Origin of the sequence: Cyclobacterium sp. SYSU L10401, assembly GCF_010993705.1 — a bacterium.
GTDB lineage: Bacteria > Bacteroidota > Bacteroidia > Cytophagales > Cyclobacteriaceae > Cyclobacterium.
Genome location: NZ_WOFO01000004.1, coordinates 165,303 through 187,561, shown reverse-complemented (window position 1 = coordinate 187,561; position 22,259 = coordinate 165,303). Strand labels below are relative to the sequence as shown.

The following is a 22,259-nucleotide window of genomic DNA, read 5'->3' as shown; positions in this document are numbered from 1 at the left end:
TTCTATATGAAAATTAAAATGAATCCCCAACCGATGGCATGGCTTGGCCTCGCTCTTATTTTACTACTAAGCCCGCGTTGTGAATTGCAAGCCCAATCGGCAGATGAATCCGATATGCTTTGTGTGGGGGCGCACTGGACAGAAGAAGAAGGTGCAAGTTTCCTTCAAATGATGCGCTCTGAGTATACCAGCGAAAAGGCCTGGGATAAAAGGGCCAAAGCCATTCGTAAGCAAATCTTAAAAGGAACAGGCCTGGACAAAATGCCTGAAAAAGGACCGATGAACCCCATCATGGGAGAAGTCAGGGAGTATGATGGGTATAAAGTTCAAAATGTAGCTTTCGAAAGTTTACCCGGAGTATTTGTCACCGGAAGCCTGTACATGCCAGCCGAATCCGACGGTAAAGCACCCGGTATCCTGAGTCCCCATGGCCATTGGGATAAGGAGGGGGATGTAGGCCGTTACCGGGCTGATGCCCAAAAGCGGTTTGCTTCCATGGCCAGAATGGGCGCCATGGTCTGGGCTTATGATGCCGTAGGCTATGGTCAGCAAAAAGAACAGGGTTGGGATCACCGGGAAGATGGGGAAGTCCTGAAACTTCAATTGTGGAACAGTATCCGGGGAGTGGATTTTATCCTGTCTATGGGGGCAGACCCTGAGCGCTTGGCCGTAACAGGGGCTTCCGGGGGTGCTACCCAAACATTCCTTTTGGCTGCTGTGGACGACAGGATTGATGTGGTCGTACCTGTGGTCATGGTCTCTGCACATTTCTTTGGAGGTTGTGTGTGTGAAAGTGGCATGCCCATACATAAAACCAAAAATTTCCAAACGAATAATGTAGAAATTGCGGGAGTGATAGCCCCAAAGCCACTTTTACTGGTATCTGTTGGTGGGGACTGGACCAAAAATACACCCCAGGTAGAATACCCTCACCTGCAATACATCTATGGGCTCAAAGGCCGGCAAGAAAGGGTACAAAACATTCATATCCCAGAGGATAACCATGGTTATGACGATAAAAAACGCCAGGCGGTCTATCCTTTTCTGGCCAGGTACCTGGGATTGGACCTCTCCAAAGCCTTGTATGAAGATGGCAGGCTAAGAGAAGAAAAAGTAGTAGTGGAGGAGCAGGAGGCTTTATACCCCTTTAATGAAGAACAGCCTTTTCCTGAGGATGGGATCACTTCCATATTTAACATTAACTGGTAAGCGTAATGAATGAAAACCAAAATGACAGAAGAGAATTCCTGAAGAAAAGCATGCTATCCAGCCTTTTTCTGGGGACCATGGGTAGCTTGTCCACCTCGGTTGCCCTGCCAAAGGTATCCAAGATGGATTTTGGTCTGGTCACCTATCTTTGGGGTAAGGACTGGTCTTTACCCGAATTGATCAGCAATTGTGAAAAAACGGGATACAAAGGAGTAGAATTGCGGACCGAGCATGCCCATGGGGTGGAGGCCCATTTGAGCCAGACCAAAAGGGATGATGTAAGAAAAAGGTTTGAAGACAGTCCCGTTACTTGTGTGGGCTATGGTAGCAATTTTGAGTACCACAGTTCTGATCCGGCATTGGTTGTAGAAAATATCAGGCAGACCAAGGCTTATATAAAGCTTTGTCATGATATTGGAGCCACAGGGATCAAGGTTAAGCCCAATACGCTTCCTGAAGGGGTTTCCAGGGAAAAGACCATTGCCCAAATCGCTAAATCCTTCAGCGAGGTTGGGGAATTTGGTGCTGATCACGGACAATTGGTCCGGGTGGAAGTACATGGCAGGATTACCCAGCAACTTCCCGTGATGAAAGCCATATTTGACCAGGTAACTTCTTCCAATGTACGCATTTGCTGGAACAGCAATGATACGGATTTGGTGGATCCTGGCCTGGAAGCCAATTTTGATATGGTGAAGGAGTGGTTGGGAGACACGACTCATGTAAGGGCTTTTGATGAAAACGATTATCCTTACCAGGACCTTTTCCGCTTGTTGGACAAAGCCAACTACCAGGGGTGGATTTTATTGGAGGCCCACAGCAATCCTGCGGATAAAGTGGCCTCCATGATGGCCCAAAAGCAAATGTTTGAAAAGTTTATTGCCAATTTATAACAGTCGATCAATTAAAAACCAAAAAGAATAATGACCGAAAGAAGAGAATTTATTAAAAAGAGTTTGATGGGTAGTGCCGGAGTGGCTTTAGCGGGCATGAGCATGAGTGCCAAATCCTATGGAAACATCATGGGCGCCAACGACAGGATGCACCTGGCGATAATTGGGATCAGAGGACAAGGTACCAACCACATCAACCAGTTTTGCAAACTGAAGGAGAGCCGCAACGTGGTGATCAAGACCTTATGCGACGTGGATGAAAATACCTGGGCAGAGAAGGTAAAATTGGTCAACGATAGGGTGGGAGATACACCTGGTACAGAGTATGACATGCGCAGGGTTTTTGAAGATCCGGAAGTGGATGCCTTATCCTTTGCTACGCCCAATCATTGGCACGCTTTGGGCACCATATGGGCCTGTCAGGCAGGGAAACATGTGTATGTCGAAAAGCCTGCCAGTCACAATGTCTTCGAAGGGAGAAAAATGATCGAAGCGGCCAGAAAATATGACCGCATCGTACAGGTGGGTTTCCAAAACCGCTCCATTAAAAATGTGATGGAAGCCATGAAGTTTTTGCATGATGGAAACATTGGAGAGGTATACATGGCCAGGGGACTTTGTTACAAACCCAGAAATTCTTTTGGTATAGCCAGAGACAGTACCCCTCCGGAGGGTCTGCATTATGATTTATGGCTAGGACCTGCACCCTATAGGGCATATAATGAGAAAAAAGGGCACTACAACTGGCATTGGCACTGGGATACCGGCAATGGTGATACCGGAAACCAGGGACCCCACCAATTTGATGTAGCCAGGTGGGGATTAAACAAAAATGAACATCCTGTTTCGGTATTCTCATCAGGGGATATTTATGGTATTTCTCCTCAGGAATGTTCTCAGGAAACGCCCAACACCCAAACTTCTGTTTTTAAATATGATGATGGAAAAATGTTGGAATTTGAAACCCGGGGCAGGTATACCCATGGGGAGTCCAGCCTGGACATCAAAATCGGGAACATGTTTTATGGAACCGATGGATACCTGGAATTGAATGGCAGTACCTGGAAAGCTTTCAGACAGGATGAAAAAGAGCCTTTTGCCAGCTCCCAGGAGGCAGCACCACAGGACTCAGGTTCCAATGTACTGGCAGCCCCGGGAGGTGCAGAACATTATGCCAACTTCCTGGATGCTGTCAGGGATGGTAAAAAAGAAAGCCTGAATTGTGATATCATGGAAGGGTACTACTCCTCAGCTCTCCCATTGATGGCCAATATTTCCTATCGGCTGGGAAGGGGATTGAAGTTTATGGGTGATTATGAAAAATTTGCCAATGATACGGAGGCAGATACCATGCTGACCAGACCCAGCAGACCGCCTTATGTGGTTCCTGATCAGGTATAGTTTACCTAAGATTTCCTGATTCAGCCTATTGAAAGCAGTTTTCTGCAGGATTAAAATAACGATAAGACTTATTTGACTTTTGTGGTTCAAGAGAAAAATAAGTCTTATTTTTTACCTCTATATTTATGTCAATAAATCCCCATACCATGTTTAAATTCCTTTTTTTGACCACATTAGCACTTGTCTTCTGGTTTTTACCTGCCCAGGCACAGGAAGATTTAAAAGTCATCCAACCCCAATGGGTCAGCTTCACAGATGGGCCCAATGCTTTATACAGGTACCAGACCCGACAGGCTTTTGCCTTGTTGGAAGCCCGGGAAAAGGCCCTGGAAAAGGTACAAACACAAGCAGATTGGGAAGACTGGCAAGTCCAAATCAAGTCCAGGTTACAAGAGGTAGTAGGTCCTTTTCCAGAGAAGACGCCTTTGGAAGCCGAAATAACGCGGAGGGTACAAAAGGAAGGTTTTCGCATGGAGCATATCGTCTTTCAATCCCAACCCGGCTTTTTTGTAAGTGGCAGCCTCTTTTTACCGGATGATTTACCAGGGAAGGCACCTGCCATCATTTACTGTTCGGGACATGCCCTGGAATCTTACAGGAGCTCCACCTACCAACACGTGATACTTAACCTGGTCAAAAAGGGATTTATCGTATTCGCATTTGATCCGGTAGGGCAGGGAGAGCGGTTGGAATACTTTGACCCGGCGACCAATGAACCTACCATTGGCGGGCCCACCAAACAACACTCCTATCCTGGTGCCCAGGCATTTATTGCCGGTACTTCTCAGGCAAAATACATGATATGGGATGGTATCCGGGCAGTGGATTATCTGGTTAGTCGCAGTGAAGTGGATCAAAACAGAATAGGTATTACGGGTCGATCCGGAGGAGGAACCCAGTCGGCTTATATTGCTGCTTTTGACAGCCGCATCTATGCGTCTGCTCCGGAAAATTACATTACCAATTTCAGGCGCTTACTGCTCACCCATGGTCCTCAGGATGCCGAACAAAATTTTTACAGGGGTATTGCTGCCGGACTAGACCAGCCTGACCTGTTGCTGGTAAGAGCACCCCAACCCAACCTGATGATCACCACAACGCGGGATATTTTCAACATCGCCGGAGCCCGGGAGACAAGGCAGCAAGTGCAAAGAATCTACGATGCCTATGGTCACTCAGATAGGTTTGACATGGTGGAGGATGATGATGGGCATGCTTCCACCCTAAAAAACAGAGAGGCCATGTATGCCTTTTTTCAAAAACACCTGGATTTACCCGGATCTTTCAAAGACCAGAACATAGATACACTGACCCGTGAGGAGCTACAGGTCACCCCGACCGGGCAGGTGCTCAGCAGCTATAAGGGCAAAACCATCCATGAACTCAACCAGGAATTTGCTCCTGATAAGGTTGCCGGTAGCCTGGCCGAACGGGTAAACCATTCAAGAGTACTTTCAGGCTATCGGGAGCCCGGCGAGGATGTGGAAACCATGATGACGGGTAGATTTCAAAGAGAGGGGTATACCGTAGAAAAGCATTTGATGAAAGGTGAAGGGGATTATTGGGTTCCTTTTCTCTTGATGAAACCCGATATCACGACATCCAAAGCCGTAGTTTATTTGGATCCCGATGGGAAAGAAACTGATGCGGGAAGAGGAGGTACCATGGAGGAACTGGTGAAGGCAGGTCATATGGTCCTGGCACCAGACCTGCTGAATACCGGGGAGATGGGTAATGGGGGATTTACAGGGGATTCAAATTTCCAGGGAGAATCTTATAACCTTTGGTTTGGGAGTATCCTGATCGGACGAAGTATTGTAGGGCTTCATGCGGGGGATGTCAATCGGCTGGTTAAGGTATTGCAGGAGTCCCAGGGAGCCGATGAAATTAAAAGCCTTGCCAAAGGTCAGATGGCGGCAGTATTGCTGCATGCGGCCAATTACAATCCGGATATTGCTTCTATAGCCCTGATTGACCCCATGGTTGCCTACAAAACCCTGGTGGAACAGGAAAATTATGATCCTGCCAATGTAGCATATACAGTGGCAGGTGCATTGCCCTACTATGATTTACCAGATCTTCTGAAAAATCTTGCCAATAGAAATCCACTGGTTCTGGAAAGTGAATCAGCGGAAGAAATGGCATTGCCAGGGTGGTCGGAAAGCCTGCCGGCTAGCCAGAAAATGTCCAGACAAGTGTCGGATCCCATAGAAAGGAGTGCCTATTTACAGCAATGGCTGAACCCTTGATTGGAAATGGCATTGATCTGATATTTGAGAAAGAATAAAAAAATCAGGCCAATCGTTTGGCTCAGTCTTTCCTAAACCAAAAAAAGCTACCCGATTGGGGTAGCTTTTTTTTACGTCAGAGAATCTGGTATTTAATTCCTATTGATGGCATTGAGCATGTCAAAAGCCAGTTCAAGTCTTTTTCCGAAATTTTCTTCGCCCTTCCTCAGCCATACCCGGGGGTCATAAGATTTTTTATTGGGGTTATCTGCTCCCTCTGGGTTTCCGAGTTGGGTTTGAAGATAGCCTTCTTTTTCATGATAATACTTCAAAACACCCTCCCAAAAGGCCCACTGAAGATCGGTATCGATATTCATTTTGATGGAACCATAGCTATTGGCTTCTCTGATCTCTTCCACAGTGGAACCGGATCCACCATGGAAAACGAAATTGACAGGTTTGCCTATGGTACCAAATTTTTCATTGATAAAGTCCTGGGAATTCTTCAGGATTTTCGGCTTAAGGGAAACATTTCCTGGTTTGTACACCCCATGTACATTTCCAAAGGCTGCTGCTACGGTAAACAGGTCATTCACTTTTTTCAGTTCTGCATAGGCATAAGCAACTTCCTCTGGTTGGGTGTAAAGTTTAGAACTGTCTACTTCGGTATTATCCACCCCGTCTTCTTCTCCACCTGTGACACCCAGTTCAATCTCAATCGCCATCTTTAATTTGGCAAATTCCTTGAAATATTTTACTGAAATCTCAATATTTTCTTCCAAAGGTTCTTCGGACAGGTCCAACATATGGGAACTGAACAATGGTTTCTTAAAAGCCTCATAGTAGGCTTTGCCTTCTTCTAGCAGTCCATCTATCCAGGGCAGCAGTTTTTTTGCTGCATGATCGGTGTGCAAAATGACCGGAACTCCATATACTTCTGCCATTTTTTGTACGTGCATGGCACCGGATACACCACCGGCAATGGAAGCCTGTTGTTTGTCGTTGGGAAGACCTTTTCCTGCGAAAAATTGCGCCCCCCCGTTTGAAAACTGAATCATTACCGGTGAATTCACCTTCTTAGCCGTTTCTAATACCGCATTGACGGTATTGCTATTGATGCAGTTTACAGCGGGCATCGCAAATTCGCTTTCCTTGGCGTATGCTATCAGGTCTTTAAGCTCTTCACCATACTTTACTCCAGGTTTGAATTTCATATTGAATGATTTACGGTTGAATTAATTGTTGATTTCCCTTTTAAGGGTTTAAATGGTAACTAGAATTCAAAGATATGAATACCGCTGAACAATTGCCTTATAAATTGGCTGAAAAAAACCATTTGACCGAAGAAAGCAAGTATAGGTAGCCTCCTATAATCGGTTAGAAACTATAAAATTTCCTTATATCTTTGTTTATGGAAAAAATCAGCATTACAGGTGTACCAGAGCATTTTAATTTCCCCTGGCAGCAGCTGGTGGCAGCACAACCTTTTTTGGACAGTGATGTACAGCTGGTGTGGGAAAATGAATCGAGGGGATCAGGAGCCATGAACAGGGCATTACGGGAGGGTAACACTGACCTGGCCATTGTGCTCACGGAAAGTTTTGTCAAAGACAAAATTGAAGGTAATCCTGGCAAAATCATCGGTTTTCATGTCGATTCCCCATTGGAATGGGGTATCCATGTGCCGGCAAAATCCGATTTGACCCAGGTATCGGATTTGAAAAATGTCCCTTTTTTGGTCAGTAGAATGGGGTCTGGCTCCCATTTAATGACCTATTTACTGGCTCAAAAAGAGGGTTGGGATGCCGGCGAAATGGATTTTGAAATCACGGGTAACCTGGATGGTGCCATCAAGGCTTTTAAAAAAAACAGCCCCAAGGCATTTTTATGGGAGAAGTATACTACCAAGCCGCTTGTAGATAAAGGTTTATTCAGAAGGATAGGAGAAATCCCCACTCCCTGGCCTTGTTTTGTCATGGTGGCTTCTGAAAACATGCTCAAGGAAAATAAAACACTGGCCTTGCAAATCAGGGATGCAGTCTATGCCATTAATTTATCCATTATGCAGGACAAAGAGGCACATGTAAAACCCATCAGTGATCGGTACCAGCTTGAACTGGCAGACGTAAAGGAGTGGATTTCGCAAACCAACTGGACGACCAACAGCGAGGTTTCAAAGGCTCATTTGGTAAAGACCATGGAAATATTGGGGGATTTGAAACTGATTCATAAAAAAATAAGCCCTGAAGCATTTGTGGTAACGGAATAGCCATAAAAAAAGACCAGCCATGACAGAAATGGCTGGTCTTTTTTATGTTTTTTTACCTGGTTTAATCCGGATTATGTATTAGGTTTCGTTATGGAGGCTGATTTTGAAGTAATTTCAGTCTGCAATAGTATTCCTAATGCATATTTCAGGTTTAAAAGTCTGAATAATCAGTTGGTCGTAATAGACGGGTGACATTTTTGGAGACCGTATTGCGGTATTCCTCCAGATCTTTCATGGCTTCCCAATCCGGGTCAACCCTAAACGCATCCCAATGTGCATCACGTTCTTCCATGTTTTCAAATGTAGTCAGGTACATTAAATTGGGCATGGTGCCACCTGCAAGGGTTTCTGCATAAAAGACAGGATTAAAATCCAATTTATCAAAAATATCGATTTCACCACTGTTAAACATTTTTACCTTTTGCCGGTAGAGTCTTTCGGTAGCCGCTTCATAACTTCTCAATTCGTAAACCCGCTGGCTTTTGGGAGCGGTGAGGTTTGGCGTATTCATTCTGGGGTTTCCGGTAAAAGCTTGTAGCAGCCGGCTCTCTATCCTGGCAAACGGGGCATTGTCATGGGCAGCATAAATATAATCTCTTCCGGCATTCTGATAAGTTTGGTCTTTGTCCAACTTGCTTTGGAACTGGAAATAGGCTTTTGAATTTTTAAAAGGAAGAAATACATATATTTTTTCTCCCGCATCCTCCTCGGAGGGGAGTGGTTTAAATACGCCTACCTCACTGACTCCTGCCCGGTGAGCGGCAGGAATAAAGGCAGATTTCAGGTATTCGTCTACCATTTTCTCCTGAGCATCATTGGCTATATGGTAAATTTTAAGCTCATACAAGTCTCTTTTACCATCCTGAGCAATGGAAAGGAAGCTGAGGGAAAAAGTGAAAAGAAATACCAGAGAGGTAATGATAAGTTTATTTTGGTTCATGTTAAATGTAATTTGGATGGGATACCAGATTCTAGAAATAAAATTTTGGTCAAAAGTAAGTAATTTCAAATTACTTTAAAAAAATATTATACCAATGGGAAATATATTGTTATTTTTGGTTTTTAAATTTAAACACCCACGAGCTAGTTTTTAAATCAATTATTTAAAAAAAATGAAAAGGATTTTAGTAACCGGCGGAGCTGGATTTTTAGGCAGCCACCTTTGTGATAAACTTTTGAGTGAGGGGAATGAAGTCTTGTGTGCCGACAATCTTTTTACCGGAAGGAGGAGAAATATCCACCATTTGCTGGACAATAAAAATTTTGAATTCCTAAGGCATGATGTTACCCTTCCGCTATATGTAGAAGTAGATGAAATTTACAATCTGGCATGCCCTGCCAGTCCCGTTCACTACCAATTTGACCCTGTACAAACCACCAAGACCAGCGTATTGGGTGCCATTAACATGCTTGGTCTTGCCAAGAGGTTGAAAGTCAGGATATTGCAAGCAAGTACCAGCGAGGTATATGGCGATCCGGAAATTCATCCTCAACCAGAATCTTACAAGGGAAGTGTGAGCGTAACCGGACCAAGGGCCTGTTATGACGAAGGCAAGAGGTGTGCGGAGACCTTGTTTTTTGATTATCACAGGCAGCAAAAGCTGAGCATCAAGGTGATGCGTATTTTTAATACCTATGGCCCCAGGATGCACCCTTCTGATGGACGGGTAGTAAGCAATTTTATTGTGCAGGCATTGAAAGGGGAGGACATTACGATTTTTGGAGACGGGAAACAGACCCGCAGTTTCGGCTATGTGAGTGATCTGATCCGGGGAATGCACTTATTGATGAACAGCCGTGAGGGGTTTATTGGACCTGTCAATATTGGTAACCCAGTGGAATTTACCATGCTGGAACTGGCTGAAAACGTATTGGAACTTACCGGATCCAAAAGCAAGTTGAAATTTCTTCCTCTCCCACAGGATGACCCCATGCAGCGGAAACCTATGATAGATCTGGCCAGGAAGGAATTGGGATGGGAACCTAAAGTTCAATTGAAGGAAGGCCTGATAGAAACGATCAGCTATTTTGAACAGGTATTGAAAGAAGGCGGGTATTGATTCAAAATCCATAGATACATGAAGGCATGGTTTCCGATGGTGGAAACCATGCCTTTTTGGTTTTTACGCATGTAGTGCCGTTTGTTTTTTTAAACCCAATAATTAGTTTTTTAAATATTAAATTTTGTATTTTATTAAAAATCCATATTTTAACTATACAAATTGTAAAAATATTTTATTTTAAATTAAAAATAAATAACAAAACCTTTTTTTATTTGCCTAGACCTATTTACCTTTAGCTACATTTAAGTATCACCTTTAAGTACTTGTAGCCATGAAAAGCAGGTATAGATTATTTGCCATTGATGATGAGCCTTCCGTTTTGTTGATCATCCAGCATTATTTCAAGGAAAAGTTTGAAGTAAACGTTTTTAACAAGCCTGCAGATGCCATTGCTACCATGCATGAAGGTAACCTGCCGGATATCATCATTTGTGATTTGAACATGCCTGATATCAACGGGACCGAATTCGTTGAATTTATTCGTTCTAGCGGATTTTTTTCAGAGATACCATTGATCGTCCTATCCGCAACAGAATCATCTGAGAAAAAGATTGATATTTTAAATCTGGGAGCTGATGATTTTATGGTAAAACCTTTCAATCCCAAAGAACTTGAAGCAAGGATCAACTCCATCTTGAGGAGAGCTGGAAAACTTGCCATGGAATCTGTTCATGAGTAATACCACCCGTAAAATTGCGTTGATTTCCGAAAGTCAACAGTTAATTGATTCGGTTGGTCAGGCTTTGGGAGGGGGCTTTGAAATAGTCACTTTTTCCAATGGGATAATATTTTATAACCAACTTACCACTTCTCCCGAAAAATTTTGTTTGGTGCTAAGCGATGCCTCCTTGCAGGATGTTCATGGTCTCCCTTTAAAAAAGACATTGCAAAATTTGGGTTTTGGAAAGCTACCCTTCTTTCTTATTGTGGAAAAGTTCAACAGGGAAGATGTGCTCAAAGCCATTTCCAAAGGAGTTTCCGATTTGTTTGTCAAACCTATCAACAAGAAAAAACTTAACACCCGACTGGCCTTTCAAATCAAGCATCCCATACAAACCATTAAAGAAAGTGAGATAAGCGAGGTAAAGCCTTATAAAATCCCTTTGATAAAGAGGTTGATGGATGTTTTGATCTCTGGATTGATTTTGATTGCCTTGTCCCCATTATTTTTAATCGTAGCCATTTTAATCAAACTTGAATCAAGAGGACCTGTATTTTATTATTCCTATCGTGTAGGAACAGGATATACCATATTTAAATTTTACAAATTCAGATCCATGGATCCGGATGCAGATGGCAAGCTCCAACAGCTGAAGCACCTGAATCAATATAATCAACCGGAGGAATCAATAGTTGAAGGCAATAATAGGAGCCAAGCTGATCCTGGTTCTCTGGCTGTAAAAGAGCTTTGTGAATTTTGTGAACAGGCGGGGGGCGGTTGCTTGCAGCCGCTCTATGATGATAACCAAATGGTTTGTGAAAAAATCATTCTGGCAAAGAAGAACAGCAATAAAGATGCGGCTTTTATCAAGATCAAAGATGATCCCAGAGTTACCAGAATTGGAAAATTTATCCGAAATACCAGCATTGACGAGTTGCCACAGCTATGGAATGTACTGAAGGGTGATATGTCATTGGTAGGGAACCGGCCACTGCCCTTGTATGAGGCTGAAAAAATCACCACAGATAAATATGCCCTGCGCTTTTTAGGGCCGGCAGGAATTACAGGTCTATGGCAGGTAGAAAAAAGGGGGAGAGGTGAAATGTCCGAAGAGGAGCGGCTTAGCCTGGATAACGATTACGTTAAAAACTTCTCTGTTTGGTTCGATATCAAAATTTTGCTGCGTACCATTCCAGCGCTTTTTCAAAGCGAAAATGTCTGATTCAGCAAATCCCAAAACTGGCTTACCCTTCCTTCCCAGGTGTTTTTAGAGGCCTCAGCATATCTTTTTTCAGCTTTTTCGGGATTGTCACCCGCAATCTCCTGCTTCACTGCCAGGGCAAAAGCGGTGGGGTCATTTTCAAGCCTTATCAGAGGAAAGAAGGACTGTATGTCTTCGGAGAAGGGAGTAGCCACGGTGGGCTTACCTGATGCCAGGTATTCATTGATTTTTAGCGGGTAGATACTTTTGGTCACCTCGTTGCATAGAAAAGGTAAAATCAAAGCATCAAAATGTGCCAGGTAGCCGGGCAACTGCTCTATTTTTTTTGGCCCCGTAAAGTACAGGTTGGGGATTTTATCCAGGTCAATATTGGTGCTTCCCTGATGGTTTCTTGGGCCAACCATGACCAGGCTGATGTCCGGGTTTGCCACGCAAATCTCAGCAATCAGGTCGTAATTCAGGCGATGGCAAATGTTGCCGGTATATCCAATGATCGGTGAAGGAATATTTTTCAAATCAGCGGGTTTAGGCAATTCGCTATTATAGGCAGATTTGAACAAATTAAAGTCGGCCGCATTGGGAAAATAAGCCACCTGTTTATTAGAGAGCCGCTGCAGGTCTTTCTGTAGTTGCCGGGAGGTGGCCAGACTTATATCTGCTACCTGTATGGCTTGAATTTCATTTTCAGCCCCATGTTTTCTCAAATAGGGCTCCAGTGCACGGATATTGTCTCTGGATTGATACACAACCGCCCTGGGTTTAAAATTTACTGGCAGTTTGCTCAGATAAAGTGGGTTGAAGGAATTAAAGAATAGGAATTCTTCTGAATTCAATATTTTAAGTCCCTTTTGGATACTTTTGGCCAGCCTGCGGTCATTCCATCCTGCCAGAAAATCATATATCAATCCTTTTGGCAGCCAATTGATCGGGAGCATCAGGGGAGGGGTCAGCGCAAACAAATACGGGCTGTATTCCGGTAAGGGTTTTAAGCAGTTTTTACCCCTAAGCAAGGCAGATTGCCTGATCTTTACCGCTTTCTTTTTTCTTTCTCTAAAAAAATCTAAAATTGTAAAAGGATAATCCACATAAAGGACCACCTGCTCTCTTGAAAAGGTCTTGGCCAGCGACCAGGAAGCGGAAGAAAAATCTCCATCCCAGCGTGACATACTGGTCATGACTACAGGCAGGCCCTTCAGACTGGAAATAGAAAAATTATTCATTCAGGCTGTTATTTTCTTAAAATTCTAAAAGGATTCCACTTTGGAAACCTTAAATTTAGGTTAAAAATAACCATTAATTTTTGATGCCTTGGTACTGTTTGAAATAATTACCTGGATTTGCTGTTTTTATCTTTTGTTTCCACTGATCAGTGCGATTATGGCAGTTTTCAGAAATGATAAGATGAATCCTGAACCTGAATTTGCAACCGATTTTGCCTGTGTGATCACCCTCTATAAAGAAAGTGAGATTGCCTGGCCGCTGGTACGTTCTTTACTGAAGCAGGATTATCCCCATTTTCACATTTACCTGGTAGCTGATGGGCTGAAGGAGCCCCTGAATGCACCGGTTACTGATGCAAGGTTAACCATTCTGCAACCAGACAATTTTTTACATAGCAAGGTGTCCTCTCTGGATCTGGCCTTGCGTTCGATGAAAGAAAATCATCGCCATGTGGTGGTTTTTGATCCGGATAACCTGGTTCCTGCGCACTTTTTAAGGGTAGTTAACCAGTATCACGCCATGGGATTTAAGGCAGTGCAGGGAAAAAGAATTGCAAAGAATATTACAGGAACCTATGCTGCGTTGGATGCATTGGGCGAGTATTATTATGATTTTGCGGTTAGAAATGTGCCCTATTTATTGGGCTCTTCTTCCACCATTGCAGGCTCAGGAATGTCCATGGAAAGGGAGATTTACAGGGCCAATATCTCCAACGAATTGCTTGTCCTGAAAGAAAAGGGAGTAGTAGTAGCCGAGGACAAATCCCTGCAACTGCAACTGGTGGGGCATGGGCATCGCATAGCCTATGCCGGTGCAGCGATTATATTCGATGAAAAAGTCACAGCAGCCCAGCAGATTGGAAGGCAGAGAGGCAGGTGGCTCAACAGTTACTTTGCCCAGCTTCCATTGTCTTTAAGGCTATTATTGAAGGGAATCACCAGAGCAGATTGGAACAGGATTTATTTTGCCATCATGGTATCTATGCCTCCCATGGTGATGTTGGTAGGAGCAGCCCTCCTTCTGGCTACCCTGGCTTTGTGGGTCAAATGGACTTATTTTTTCCTTATTATGGGCTGTTTAAGCTTATTTGCATTGGGTTTTTTGGCCATTCTAACCTTTAATAAGACGCCTTACAAAGTTTTAAAAGCGATTCCAAAGATTCCGCTTTTCGTCTGGGGGCAATTGTCAGGCATGCTACACATCAGGAAAGCCAGTAAGGATTTTATGGCCACTACCCACAATGAAGTCATGGATATTGAGCCTTTATGGGAGCAGCGTAAAGGGGAGTTTCAGCACTTGAAGCAACGATGGAAATGAAAGGCCTACCTTCGTTTTCTGATCCTGCTTCTGATTTCTTTCAGGGTCCGGGGATAGTTTTTCGCTGCCTGAACCCAACAAGCCCAGATCCGGATGTCGATGTATCGTGACAAGATAAAATGTTTGATTAAGGCCGTGATAAAAACGGCAATCACCAAACCGTAAGCTGCTCCCAGTAGCCCCATCCAATGGATAAAAAGCCAGCTTAATCCTGCACCGTATATAAATGTCCCGAAGACCATGATCATATTAAAAAAGGGCTTGCCAATGGCATCCAGAAAAACCCCGGACTGCCTGTCGAAGGGTTTGATCAGAGCCAGGAAAGCGATGATCCTTAAAAAGGGCACTGCATTCAAGTAGGTTTCTCCGGCAATGATTAGGATGATGTAGTGGGCAAAAACAAGGCAAAATATCCAAAACGGTACTGTCAGGGCCAGCATCATCCCCAGGGTTTTTTCATATAACTTCCCGACCTCTTCCGAACTCTTTTTGTCATGGGCTTCGGCCGCTTTGGGGTAGCTGATAGAGGCAATGGAGTTGACAGGAATCTCCACCATGTTCATCACCCTGCCGGCTGTATTGGCCGTGGCCACCTGAACCGGCGAAAGGAGGGCGCCAAGTAAAAATTTATCCAGGCTGTTGGTGAGCATGGAAATAAGGTTGGTGCCAAAAACGAATTTCCCGAAATGGAATAACTTAATGAGCCAATAGGAACTGGCTATCCACCGGAGCGCAAAATACTTTCTCACCTGATAGGCGGACATTAGGGAAGCCAGTAAAAAGGCGCCGTTTTGGTACCAGGCCAGCGCAATCAGGTCCAGGTCCAGGAATTTCAGGTAAGCCATAAGAATTACCAGAAAAAAAGGCAGGCTTTTACTGATACCGGCAAAAAAGTAGGCTTTGAAATTAAAGCTGGCCTGCATCAATATCAGGTTATGGGTATGAAATATCAACAGGGGAATCACCCAGGAATAGATTTTTAATATTTTGGATAGGCCCGGTGCATTCAATATATTTTCCAGCGGTAGAGCAAACAGCCAGATAAGCATGAATATCAACAAGCTTAGCGCCGTATTCAACCAAATGGATGCGGTCTGAATCTTACCCTGTACAGCATCCTTTTTCCCTACGAAAAATTTGATCAAACCATTTTGTACAAAGCCGTTTCTGGCCATATCAATGATGGATATGATCGTGATCAGCAAAACCCAAATTCCAAATTCGTCCGGTGAGAAGAGGCGGATCAGCAGCATGAAGCCTATAAAGCCCAGGAAAAAATCCACCGCCCGGTGCATCATGGTGTAAACCCCACTGCTTAGCCAGTAATTTTTATCGCTCATTTGGATTCCAGCGTTTGAATATAGGCGAGTAATGTTTTTTCTGCTCCTTTTCGGTAATCAAATAGTGGAGGCCTTTTATAGCCGTTTTCTATCAACTTTTGCCGGTGTTCCCGGCTTTTAAGAAGTTTTTCTATCCCTTCACTCAAAGTCTCAGGCTCAAAAGGATCGATGAGCAGGGCAGCTTCTCCGGCAACTTCCGGCATGGAGGAGGTATTGGATGTAATGACAGGACAGCCACAGGCCATGGCTTCCAGTATTGGAAGACCAAAACTTTCCCTGAGGGAAGGGTATAGAAAAAGCAATGCCTGGCTATAAATGGCCGGCAGGTCTTCATTGGGAATATAACCTGTCAAGTGGATTTTGTTGATCAGCTGGGGAGCACCCATCGTTGCCAGCATGGATACCAATACCTCTTTGCCAAAGTCGGGCATGACCAAATCTGGAAAATCTACCTTTTTCGCCTCCAGCAGGGCAAGGCTTTGCAATACCCCTTTCAGGTTTTTTTTGGGGTCTGTATTGCCCAGGAATAGGATAAAGGTGTCGGGCAAGCCGTATTTTTCCTGAATGATTTCCATCCTTTCGGGGCTTTCCCTTTTGAAATGCCCGGCCACCCCATTGTAAATCACCTTTACCTTGTTTTTATCCATACCAAAATGGCTCACTATTCTTTCTTGCTCGTAATGAGAAACAGTAAAAAGGTAGCTGGCTTTTTTTACTACTCCGGGCACATTCCAGCGGCGGTAGAGGTTCCCAAGGCGTTGGTACCAGGAGCCCTCTTTAAAGTTTAACTGCTCCAAATAGATGATGTCGTGCAGGGTAATGAGCAATTTGGTGCGGCAGAAAAATGGTGCGGTATTGCTGGTACAATGCAAAAGATCCAGGCGGTATGCTTTCACTGCTTTGGCCAAATGGTACTGCTCCCAGATGGGATAGGGAGAAGGGGACAGGGGTACGATGGTAAAATTTTCAGTGGGGGTAATGGGAGAGGGATCTTCTGCTTCATTGATGAATATAAAATACTCGTTTTTGGTATCCATTTGTTGCAGGTTTCTGATAAGCGCAACGGCCACCATGTCCATCCCATGCCTTTTTTTTCTAAAAATCCGTTGTGCTTCTATGCCTATTCTCATGATTGCTGTTTTAGTGTAGGGTTATCCCGTATGTTTTTCATGAACAACCCATCTGAAAAACCCTTGAAATATTGCTTGAAATGAGCCCATTCTGCATTCAGGGCAAATACCAACAGGTTTTTTGGAAGCGCAATCAGCAGGTAATAGGCAGCTGTAAAAAAAAACAGGGGCCAGTTCACATTTCTGCGTAAAAATAACCACCGATTGCGACTCATATAATAGGTTTTCAACAGGGAGTTTTTGCCCACGCTCATGGATTCTTTGTGCAAGATATAGCTTCCTGGTTCGTACCAGATTTCATAACCGGCCTTTTTAATGCGCTCACAATAATCCATCTCTTCGTAGTAAAGAAAATAGAGTTCGGCCATCATGCCTATTTGCTTAACCACAGCTTTTGGTATAAACATGGCCGCACCATGTGCCAGTTGGGTGACTTCTGCCTTTTGGTATTGTCCCTTGTCCTTTTCCTGGTAGCCTTTACCTTTTCCACGCCCGGTGACAGGGTTTATCGCAGTGAATCCGGCATATTGTATGGTATCAGGTGCATCATGGTACAGGATTTTAGGACAGACCAATCCGGCATTTTCTTCCCGCTGAATACGTCGGAGCAACACCTCCAGGATGTCCGGGGCTACTTCCGTATCATTATTGATCAGAAAGAAATAGTCACCGGTTGCCTTTTCCATTCCCCGGTTATTTCCCCCGGCAAATCCCTCATTCACCGGATTTTTAATCAGGGTGGTGCCGGGGAATCGTTTCAATATCTCATCCGGGTTCTCTGTTGAAGCATTGTCAACGACGATGATTTCTACATGGGGGTAGGTTACTTTTTGAAAGGAAGCCAAAAAGTCCAGGGTATGTACCAGGCCATTGAAGTTAATGGTGATGACAGAAATAAGCGGTTTACTCATTTTTTTTCAGTTGGTTGGTGCTTTCCCGATCCAGCTCTTCAGCCAGGAAAAAATAGGCCCAGGACATGTACAGGATCAAACCGGTAGGCATCTGTCCAAGTAAAGGATTTCCGATGGACGCTGCTGCAATGCCCACATAACCGGCAAACAAGGCCAGTAATTTTTGCCTTAATGAAGGATTCTTGACTTTCCATATTTTAAACAAGGCCATCAAGCCAATATAGGCCAGGATGGATGCATGCAAAACCAGGCCTACGATTCCCATTTCTGCCCATATTTTAATGAACCAGCTATCATTGGGTGTCTCTGCCAGAAAAGTACCGGGACTGAATCTTTGGCCCCAGAAACCAGAAGTACCTATACCTCCTCCAAAAGGCCTTGATTTCAGGTATTCAGCAAATTTTGCCTGGTTGGACAACCTCACATTGAGAGAAGCGTCATTGGGGTCAAGGGCCGATCTCAGCCTCCTTACCTGGTAATTGTCGTTGCCAATGGTGGTGAATTTCAGGAACAGAAAGATCATGGCCAGACAAGCCAGACCCAATGCCATTAATTTAAAGTTTTTGGAAGCAAAAAGATAGGCCAGTGTTCCTGCCACCGGGACCATTAAGGCCCCTCTGGTTCCGCTCATGATCATCAGGTAGAAAAACAGCAGGGCACAAAAAGCGAATATCAGGCGCTTTTTTACCGAAAAAGGGCCCAAAGCCAAAACCAAAGCAATCATGGCCGCATGAGCAATTCCAGCTCCAAATTGACCGGCATCTGAAAAGAAGCTGAAAACCCTCAGGTTGCCAAAAAGTACATGGGTGGATCTGGAGCCCGCATCCAGCCAACGATTTTCTGCCGCATCCAATCCTATATAATACTGCCTCAAACCCCAAAAGGAAGCCAGGATGGAAAAAAAGAGGATGATTTTTATCAACCGGTTCAGATCTTTTACCTTATGGGCATATAGCAAGGTCAGGGGTACCGTCAGCATCATGTACAATGCTGTTCCCCGGACAGCATATGCCCAGGCACTAAGACTTCTGGCTTCGGGATTGAACAGTTCGGCGATGTTATACATCATCCACAGTAGGGTGACAGCAAAAAGACTGTTTTTCAAGTAATTAAAATCTGTTTTAACCTTTGTATGAAACAAGGCACTAATCATCACTGCGACCAGGGCAAAATCAACCGATAAGCCCAGAGGGAGACTGGGAATATATCGGCTGGCGCCAATGGCAACAAAGGCAAACACCAATGCAATTGTCAGGGCTTTATCAGGATGGCTCATCATGAAGTAAAACAGCGCTGCGGCAAGGGGCAACATGATCAGGGCTCCAATTCCCAAAAACCCAGTATATGCCACGCCCAGGCTGATCAATAGTGACAGGATGAGTCCTGTGAGGGGTAACAGTATTTGAGGACGGGAATATTCCATAATTTGATTTCAGGAAAGCAGTTTTTTTACTTTCAAACGAATTAAGGACCTTTTCTTTGGGATTTCACCGATGATGTCTTCCAGTTCGTCACTTTTCATTCGATTGAGCCAGATCAGGTGAGGGATTTCCACCATTTCTTTAAGGTTATTGAGTAAATGTAGGTCCGCCTGGGTCCATTTACGTTCAGCGTCCAGGACCATTACCAAAGCATTTGCCTGATTGATCAGGGAATAGTTCAGGGGTGATGCTGTCAAATTGGGCATTTCCCATAAGATGAATTCTTTATCGGTTTGTGATATTTTGTTTTCCCAATAAGCTTCAAAATTGTCATGTATGCTTGTCAAATCAGGGTAGGGCATGGTGGCACAGGGCATTCGGTCCGTGTCTGGTTGCATCCCCCAATAGACTACATCCTTGTTCTGGCGGTTTAGTTCTTGTACCAGATTTTTGATCAAAAAGGTTTTGCCCTCATCGGGTTTCAAACTATAAAACAGGATGATTTTTTTACCAGCTTTGGGCAGGTATTTGTTGAGCTGATTATAGCATTGAATGATTTGTTTTTGGGTCAATTTTTCCCGGATCACTGCTCTTTCCATCCGATTTTCATCCACCCAGGCTCCTGCCACCTTTAAACCGGTTACCTTTTCTGCATTAGGGCCAGATTTAATGGTGTTGTCCAGAAAAAAGGTTAGGAAAACCAGGGAGAGCATGATGAAACCTGTCGCTATCCCTCCTCCTAATGTCAATAATGCCCTTTTGGAAGGCAGGGGGGTTTTAGGGAAAAATGGCTCGTCGATCAGTCTTTGAGAAGAAGACATTTCCAGGTCATATTTTTTTAAATATGCCATATTCAATCCGTGTAAAATGGAGAGGTATTGCTCCTCATTCACGCTGACCTCCCTTTCCAGTTTTTTCAATTCCGCTCCAAGTGGGGCAAATTCTTCAATTTTATCAGACAGGTAAACTTTCCTGTTTTGCATCACATCCAGCGCTTGTTTTTGCTCCTCAAATGAAATTTTCAGCCGCAGCCATTCTTCCAATATGGTTTCCCGCTGCAAGCCATTCAGGGAATTACTATTTTTAAACAATTCGGTGGATGCATCCTCAATCTGGGCTTTAAGGTTGCTTATTTCACTTTCCAGCATGGCTATACGAGATGATTTTTCCTGCTGCAAGAGCAGGCCTTGCATTTCCATGTTTTTGGATACAATATAATCCTGAAGTTGCCCAATTTGCTGTATGATTACCTGGCGTTTATCAAAATTTTCGAACATGCCTTCTATTTCATTCAGGTTATATTCGGTACCCGAAATCAACCGTTTGGACCTTTCTTCATCCTGTTCATGTTCTAATTTGGCAATATCCAGGTATTTGCCTTGCTCATAATAATTCAATATCCGGTTTTCGGTCATGAAGGATTTGAGGTTCTCTTCCGCCGCTCTCAATTTATCCTGGGCAATTACCAGTTGATTCTGAAAATAAGTAATGGAGTTGATGTTTTCCATTTCCTTCATACCCGAATACCTGCTCATGAAGCCATCGGTAATTAACCGAAGGGTATGGTAGCAAATCCCGGGATCATTGGTTCTGTAAGCGATTTCCATCATATCGCTGGAGGCTTTTCGACTGACGTACAATCGCTCAATGATTCTACTGATGGCATAATGGTCATGTTCACGCAAAAGGTATTCTATAGGAGAATCTTCATACCTTAAATAATGACTTTGAATCCTGGCAAAGGTTTCTTTTTCGTTACCCGGTACGGCCAAATCATTCCAAAGTGTTTGAGAAACGTGTGATTTCAACTCATTCAGGGAGTTTTCACCAATTATTTCTTTATCTGACTGGGAGAGGGACAGGTGTTGGGCGAGCAGTCTCAGAGCGGCTTCTTCAATCGTTTGCCTTGATTTGACCAGCAGGGTAAGGTTGTCAAACAGGTTGTTTGAGGTGTAAAAATCCATCCGCACCACTCCACCGTCTGTGGCTCCCTGATTGGTAGTAGGATTGGTAAATACGATGGTTTTGCTTTCATATTCCCTGGGCATGTTACTGGTCAAAAGGAAGACCCCTACTGCTACCAAGATGGGGGGTATTGTGATCCAGAATTTATGCTTCCAAAGGAGCAGAATGAATTGTTTAATTGTCATTTTTATGTATAATATTAGCTAAAGGTAGTCCGATCAATACTTCTAGTTTTTGAGAGGCTACAAAAAAATTACTTCTTGCATTTTCGTATTCAGATTGAGCGATGGTGTGGATCTCCGCATTTCTCATGTAGCTGGATGCATCCAGGTTACCCAGATTAAATTCCATTTCCATCTGTTGCAGATTTGTTCGGGCTTTTTCCTGCATCTGGTATCTGATTTGCATCAGCCGGTGGGCTAGCAATAAGTTATTGTATTCTTCTATGACTTGCTCTGCAATGACCAATTCCATTTCACGGGTTTTAAAAAAAGTTGCCTCCATTTCATTTTGCTGCAATTTGATTCGGCTCCCTCTGTTGAAAATTTCGGAAAAGGGGATGCTTAAGTTTGCCCCGGCCCTATAGCCATTTGCGATGTTCGATAGGTCGCCCGCCTGTGAACCCGTGGTCAGAATGGCCTGATTGCCATAACCGTAGTCAATATATACCCGGAATAAATCGGCCCAGGATTTTTTGGCCAGTTTTACCCTTTCTTCAGCAGATCCGATCAGGGCTTCATTGAGTTTGATGGTAGGGTGATTAGATTGGGCTATACGGATGATGCTGTCCAGACTAGGAAGCTGATCTTCCAGGGGACCATTCAATTCAATGCTCTCCAGAATATTGGATTCATCCTGAGCTTGCACTTTTCCCCCAGTGAAAAAAATCATAGAGGCTATAATGAAAGGTAAGAACGTATAGATTGATGATTTTTTAAACACGAATTTCATTTATTTATATATCAATGACAAAAATACCTTTACATAAAATAATTTACGGTTTTCTCC

General features: G+C 43.9%; 18 protein-coding genes. 9 read left to right on the top strand and 9 right to left on the bottom strand.

Annotation, left to right across the window (positions count from 1 at the left end; all coding sequences use genetic code 11):
• Positions 1–6: 6 nt before the first annotated feature.
• From GL182_RS11515 to GL182_RS11500, 4 genes are all read left to right on the top strand, one after another.
• Positions 7–1,209 (top strand): alpha/beta hydrolase family protein, encoded by a 1,203-nt coding sequence (locus tag GL182_RS11515; RefSeq protein WP_240469792.1) that lies wholly within the window; start codon positions 7–9, stop codon positions 1,207–1,209.
• A 5-nt stretch (positions 1,210–1,214) separates the two neighbouring features.
• Entirely contained in the window at positions 1,215–2,102 is an 888-nt protein-coding gene (locus tag GL182_RS11510; RefSeq protein ID WP_163379834.1) for a sugar phosphate isomerase/epimerase family protein, read from the top strand.
• 30 nt (positions 2,103–2,132) lie between these two features.
• Positions 2,133–3,503, top strand: coding sequence for a Gfo/Idh/MocA family protein (locus GL182_RS11505; protein ID WP_163379833.1), 1,371 nt, complete (start codon positions 2,133–2,135; stop codon positions 3,501–3,503).
• 146 nt (positions 3,504–3,649) lie between these two features.
• Positions 3,650–5,752, top strand: a complete 2,103-nt coding sequence (locus tag GL182_RS11500) for an alpha/beta hydrolase family protein (RefSeq protein ID WP_163379832.1) — start codon at positions 3,650–3,652, stop codon at positions 5,750–5,752.
• A 131-nt stretch (positions 5,753–5,883) separates the two neighbouring features.
• Here the strand turns inward: GL182_RS11500 and fbaA are convergent, their stop codons facing one another.
• Positions 5,884–6,945: a class II fructose-bisphosphate aldolase gene (fbaA, locus tag GL182_RS11495; RefSeq protein ID WP_163379831.1), complete on the bottom strand. Its 1,062-nt coding sequence runs from the start codon at positions 6,943–6,945 to the stop codon at positions 5,884–5,886.
• A 197-nt stretch (positions 6,946–7,142) separates the two neighbouring features.
• Here fbaA and GL182_RS11490 point away from each other — a divergent pair, with 197 nt between their 5' ends.
• A complete protein-coding gene (locus GL182_RS11490) occupies positions 7,143–8,000 on the top strand; it encodes an ABC transporter substrate-binding protein (protein WP_163379830.1) in 858 nt (285 codons plus the stop codon).
• Between the two features lie 151 nt (positions 8,001–8,151).
• On the opposite strand, the gene GL182_RS11485 is transcribed toward GL182_RS11490, so the two are convergent.
• The gene (locus tag GL182_RS11485) at positions 8,152–8,940 is read right to left on the bottom strand and encodes an NIPSNAP family protein (RefSeq protein ID WP_163379829.1); all 789 of its coding nucleotides are present in this window, start codon (positions 8,938–8,940) and stop codon (positions 8,152–8,154) included.
• Positions 8,941–9,112: 172 nt separating this feature from the next.
• Between GL182_RS11485 and GL182_RS11480 the strand changes: the two genes are divergently transcribed.
• From GL182_RS11480 to GL182_RS24455, 3 genes are all read left to right on the top strand, one after another.
• Entirely contained in the window at positions 9,113–10,060 is a 948-nt protein-coding gene (locus GL182_RS11480; protein ID WP_163379828.1) for a UDP-glucuronic acid decarboxylase family protein, read from the top strand.
• Between the two features lie 274 nt (positions 10,061–10,334).
• Entirely contained in the window at positions 10,335–10,742 is a 408-nt protein-coding gene (locus GL182_RS11475; RefSeq protein WP_163379827.1) for a response regulator transcription factor, read from the top strand.
• Positions 10,735–11,946, top strand: a complete 1,212-nt coding sequence (locus GL182_RS24455; protein WP_163379826.1) for a sugar transferase — start codon at positions 10,735–10,737, stop codon at positions 11,944–11,946. Before GL182_RS11475 ends, GL182_RS24455 begins: the two co-directional genes overlap by 8 nt.
• On the opposite strand, the gene GL182_RS11465 is transcribed toward GL182_RS24455, so the two are convergent.
• Positions 11,928–13,166 (bottom strand): glycosyltransferase, encoded by a 1,239-nt coding sequence (locus tag GL182_RS11465; protein WP_163379825.1) that lies wholly within the window; start codon positions 13,164–13,166, stop codon positions 11,928–11,930. The two genes, GL182_RS24455 and GL182_RS11465, sit on opposite strands and share 19 nt — an antisense overlap.
• A gap of 157 nt (positions 13,167–13,323) precedes the next feature.
• Here GL182_RS11465 and GL182_RS11460 point away from each other — a divergent pair, with 157 nt between their 5' ends.
• Positions 13,324–14,484 (top strand): glycosyltransferase, encoded by a 1,161-nt coding sequence (locus GL182_RS11460; protein ID WP_240469791.1) that lies wholly within the window; start codon positions 13,324–13,326, stop codon positions 14,482–14,484.
• Positions 14,485–14,489: 5 nt separating this feature from the next.
• Here the strand turns inward: GL182_RS11460 and GL182_RS11455 are convergent, their stop codons facing one another.
• Genes GL182_RS11455 through GL182_RS11430 form a run of 6 tightly spaced genes read right to left on the bottom strand, consistent with a single transcriptional unit; the run spans position 14,490 to position 22,142 of the window.
• Positions 14,490–15,824 carry an oligosaccharide flippase family protein gene (locus tag GL182_RS11455; RefSeq protein WP_163379823.1) on the bottom strand — a complete coding sequence of 445 codons (1,335 nt, stop codon included), beginning with the start codon at positions 15,822–15,824 and terminating at the stop codon, positions 14,490–14,492.
• On the bottom strand, positions 15,821–16,954 hold the full coding sequence (locus GL182_RS11450; RefSeq protein ID WP_163379822.1) for a glycosyltransferase family 4 protein: 1,134 nt from the start codon (positions 16,952–16,954) through the stop codon (positions 15,821–15,823). The genes GL182_RS11455 and GL182_RS11450 overlap by 4 nt, the downstream gene beginning before the upstream one ends.
• The gene (locus tag GL182_RS11445; protein ID WP_163379821.1) at positions 16,951–17,865 is read right to left on the bottom strand and encodes a glycosyltransferase family 2 protein; all 915 of its coding nucleotides are present in this window, start codon (positions 17,863–17,865) and stop codon (positions 16,951–16,953) included. The genes GL182_RS11450 and GL182_RS11445 overlap by 4 nt, the downstream gene beginning before the upstream one ends.
• Positions 17,858–19,288, bottom strand: a complete 1,431-nt coding sequence (locus tag GL182_RS11440; protein WP_163379820.1) for an O-antigen ligase family protein — start codon at positions 19,286–19,288, stop codon at positions 17,858–17,860. Before GL182_RS11440 ends, GL182_RS11445 begins: the two co-directional genes overlap by 8 nt.
• A gap of 9 nt (positions 19,289–19,297) precedes the next feature.
• Complete coding sequence (locus tag GL182_RS11435; protein WP_163379819.1) at positions 19,298–21,436, bottom strand: GumC family protein; 2,139 nt, start codon at positions 21,434–21,436, stop codon at positions 19,298–19,300.
• Positions 21,426–22,142, bottom strand: coding sequence for a TolC family protein (locus GL182_RS11430; protein WP_240469790.1), 717 nt, complete (start codon positions 22,140–22,142; stop codon positions 21,426–21,428). The genes GL182_RS11435 and GL182_RS11430 overlap by 11 nt, the downstream gene beginning before the upstream one ends.
• Between the last annotated feature and the right edge of the window lie 117 nt (positions 22,143–22,259).

What these genes read in the sequence shown, in the direction of transcription:
- GL182_RS11515 (WP_240469792.1), top strand. Translation starts at nt 7, where the DNA reads ATGAAAATTAAAATGAATCCCCAACCGATGGCATGGCTTGGCCTCGCT.
- GL182_RS11510 (WP_163379834.1), top strand. Translation starts at nt 1,215, where the DNA reads ATGAATGAAAACCAAAATGACAGAAGAGAATTCCTGAAGAAAAGCATG.
- GL182_RS11505 (WP_163379833.1), top strand. Translation starts at nt 2,133, where the DNA reads ATGACCGAAAGAAGAGAATTTATTAAAAAGAGTTTGATGGGTAGTGCC.
- GL182_RS11500 (WP_163379832.1), top strand. Translation starts at nt 3,650, where the DNA reads ATGTTTAAATTCCTTTTTTTGACCACATTAGCACTTGTCTTCTGGTTT.
- fbaA (WP_163379831.1), bottom strand. Translation starts at nt 6,945, where the DNA reads ATGAAATTCAAACCTGGAGTAAAGTATGGTGAAGAGCTTAAAGACCTG.
- GL182_RS11490 (WP_163379830.1), top strand. Translation starts at nt 7,143, where the DNA reads ATGGAAAAAATCAGCATTACAGGTGTACCAGAGCATTTTAATTTCCCC.
- GL182_RS11485 (WP_163379829.1), bottom strand. Translation starts at nt 8,940, where the DNA reads ATGAACCAAAATAAACTTATCATTACCTCTCTGGTATTTCTTTTCACT.
- GL182_RS11480 (WP_163379828.1), top strand. Translation starts at nt 9,113, where the DNA reads ATGAAAAGGATTTTAGTAACCGGCGGAGCTGGATTTTTAGGCAGCCAC.
- GL182_RS11475 (WP_163379827.1), top strand. Translation starts at nt 10,335, where the DNA reads ATGAAAAGCAGGTATAGATTATTTGCCATTGATGATGAGCCTTCCGTT.
- GL182_RS24455 (WP_163379826.1), top strand. Translation starts at nt 10,735, where the DNA reads ATGAGTAATACCACCCGTAAAATTGCGTTGATTTCCGAAAGTCAACAG.
- GL182_RS11465 (WP_163379825.1), bottom strand. Translation starts at nt 13,166, where the DNA reads ATGAATAATTTTTCTATTTCCAGTCTGAAGGGCCTGCCTGTAGTCATG.
- GL182_RS11460 (WP_240469791.1), top strand. Translation starts at nt 13,324, where the DNA reads ATGGCAGTTTTCAGAAATGATAAGATGAATCCTGAACCTGAATTTGCA.
- GL182_RS11455 (WP_163379823.1), bottom strand. Translation starts at nt 15,824, where the DNA reads ATGAGCGATAAAAATTACTGGCTAAGCAGTGGGGTTTACACCATGATG.
- GL182_RS11450 (WP_163379822.1), bottom strand. Translation starts at nt 16,954, where the DNA reads ATGAGAATAGGCATAGAAGCACAACGGATTTTTAGAAAAAAAAGGCAT.
- GL182_RS11445 (WP_163379821.1), bottom strand. Translation starts at nt 17,865, where the DNA reads ATGAGTAAACCGCTTATTTCTGTCATCACCATTAACTTCAATGGCCTG.
- GL182_RS11440 (WP_163379820.1), bottom strand. Translation starts at nt 19,288, where the DNA reads ATGGAATATTCCCGTCCTCAAATACTGTTACCCCTCACAGGACTCATC.
- GL182_RS11435 (WP_163379819.1), bottom strand. Translation starts at nt 21,436, where the DNA reads ATGACAATTAAACAATTCATTCTGCTCCTTTGGAAGCATAAATTCTGG.
- GL182_RS11430 (WP_240469790.1), bottom strand. Translation starts at nt 22,142, where the DNA reads ATGATTTTTTTCACTGGGGGAAAAGTGCAAGCTCAGGATGAATCCAAT.